This is a genomic window from Frondihabitans sp. PhB188 (genome assembly GCF_003752365.1).
Lineage (GTDB): Bacteria > Actinomycetota > Actinomycetes > Actinomycetales > Microbacteriaceae > Frondihabitans.
This window is the reverse complement of the sequence record NZ_RJUO01000010.1, coordinates 1-1,751: the sequence shown is the minus strand read 5'-3', so window position 1 is coordinate 1,751 and position 1,751 is coordinate 1. Positions and strand designations below refer to the sequence as shown.

Genomic DNA, 1,751 nt, shown 5'->3' with positions numbered 1-1,751 from the left:
CGGGTGTCAGCACTTAGGGGGACACGTAGGATCGTGTTCACTCCCCCACCGGCGATGTTGCCCCCTCAGCGACACTGACCCGAATTCTTTTTCGCTTGGCGTCGCCGGTGGTGAAGGGTCGCTCCTGACTGCCGAGGAGATCCGAAAACAGTGTCGCACCTCCCCGAACAGGTGCGCGCCCCTTCGGTTGAATGATCGGACCAACTGTGACCGTGTCACCCGTGCTGTTTCAGCCACTGACTGTCCTTCCCGCCCCCGGGCACACCCTGTCCGGTGACGTGGACGGTCGAATCATCCGGTTGTCGGCCACTGCCGCAAACCGGTGGCAGATCGCCGAGACCATCGGCGCCCTTGTCGTCGGTCATGGGGAGCTGGTTGCCATGAACAACACTTACGTCATTTCGAGTTCTTCCGGCACGAGCCTCCCGGAGATCACCTGGCCTGCTGTCCTTGGCCGGCACCTCGACACGGTCGCCTAAGCGCCTCCGTTCCCCCTTTCTTTCCCCGGCCGGCTGTCATCTGGGACCAGCCGCCCACTGGAACCCTTTTGCAATCGAGAACCGTCATGTCCCCGACCCTAGTCACGGCACACCACCAATCCCTAGACGATCCCGCCGCCCTTCTGGTGGCCCTAGCTGCTGGCGATGAGACGGCGTTTGAAGCGCTGTACCGGGGATGGCGGGAACGTTTTTTTGCCGCGGTGCTTCGCGTTCTTCGCGACCCGGCTCAGACGGAGGAGGTTGTCCAAGATATTTTCTTGGAGCTATGGACTCATCCGTACAGGTTTCACCCTGACCGCGGCACCGCGAGGGGGTACCTGTACCGGTTGGCGCGGTCTCGGGCAATCGACCGGGTCAGAGCGTCCGAAACTTACCGCACCTATACGGTCCTTGCGGGCACTCATGACTTCCACCACGGCACTGCGGCGCTTGGCCGGATTCACGACGACTGGGCCGCCCGCCACGACGTCCGGGTGGCTCTCACCCAGCTGACTGCGCTGCAACGCGAAGTGATCGAGTTGGCGTTCTTTGGCGACCTCACTCATACCGAGATTGCTGCCCAATTGGGTGTGCCGGTAGGAACGGTGAAGTCCAGGATGACAGGAGCTCTCACCAAGTTGCGTGCCGTGGCCGCGGCAGATGGCATCCTCACCCACGCGGCGTAACCGGGTTGTCCTCAGGCCCAACGAAGAGGGACTGCACGGTGCTGTCGCGACGTGAGCGCTACAGCTGAGCCGCGTGCAGTTTAGCCACTGTACAAACTGTACCTTGTTTTGTACGCTCAAGGCATGTCGACGATCAGTGTCAGTGATGCCCGGGGCAAGTTGCCCGAAGTGATTGAGACCTCGCATACGGAGGCGGTGTTTTTGGAACGGCACGGGAAACCGGCCGCGGTCTTGATCAGCCCGGAGCAGTACGACCGGTTGATGGACGCCCTCGAAGACGTTGAGGATGTCCACGCGTTCGATGACGCCATGGCCGAGGAGGGGCCAAACATTCCCTGGGATCAGGTCAAGGCCGACCTTGGCTGGGAATGAGTAGCTACCGCATCGAGCTGCGTCCCGCTGCGGTCAAAGCGCTCCTTAAGATCGACCCCCAAGACGCCCGCCGTATTCAAGGCGCCATCGCTCTTCTCGGGCACGACCCCAGGCCGCCTGGCGCTAAAGCCTTGCAGGGTCGGCCAGGGCTTCGGGTGCGAGTGGGGAACTTCCGCATCATCTTCACAATCCAGGACGACGTCCTCCTTGTTGT

The 1,751-nt window shown here is 62.0% G+C and carries 4 protein-coding genes; all 4 read left to right on the top strand.

Going from position 1 to position 1,751, the window contains the following annotated elements:
• The first annotated feature begins 212 nt into the window (after positions 1-212).
• The gene (locus EDF46_RS18490; RefSeq protein WP_158614335.1) at positions 213-479 is read left to right on the top strand and encodes a hypothetical protein; all 267 of its coding nucleotides are present in this window, start codon (positions 213-215) and stop codon (positions 477-479) included.
• Positions 480-565: 86 nt separating this feature from the next.
• On the top strand, positions 566-1,165 hold the full coding sequence (locus EDF46_RS17885; RefSeq protein ID WP_123508043.1) for a sigma-70 family RNA polymerase sigma factor: 600 nt from the start codon (positions 566-568) through the stop codon (positions 1,163-1,165).
• A 123-nt stretch (positions 1,166-1,288) separates the two neighbouring features.
• Positions 1,289-1,537: a type II toxin-antitoxin system Phd/YefM family antitoxin gene (locus tag EDF46_RS17880; protein WP_123508047.1), complete on the top strand. Its 249-nt coding sequence runs from the start codon at positions 1,289-1,291 to the stop codon at positions 1,535-1,537.
• A partial coding sequence (locus EDF46_RS18810; protein ID WP_148061309.1) for a type II toxin-antitoxin system RelE/ParE family toxin occupies positions 1,534-1,751 on the top strand: 218 nt, incomplete at its 3' end. The genes EDF46_RS17880 and EDF46_RS18810, both read left to right, overlap by 4 nt.

What these genes read in the sequence shown, in the direction of transcription:
- EDF46_RS17885 (WP_123508043.1), top strand. Translation starts at nt 566, where the DNA reads ATGTCCCCGACCCTAGTCACGGCACACCACCAATCCCTAGACGATCCC.
- EDF46_RS17880 (WP_123508047.1), top strand. Translation starts at nt 1,289, where the DNA reads ATGTCGACGATCAGTGTCAGTGATGCCCGGGGCAAGTTGCCCGAAGTG.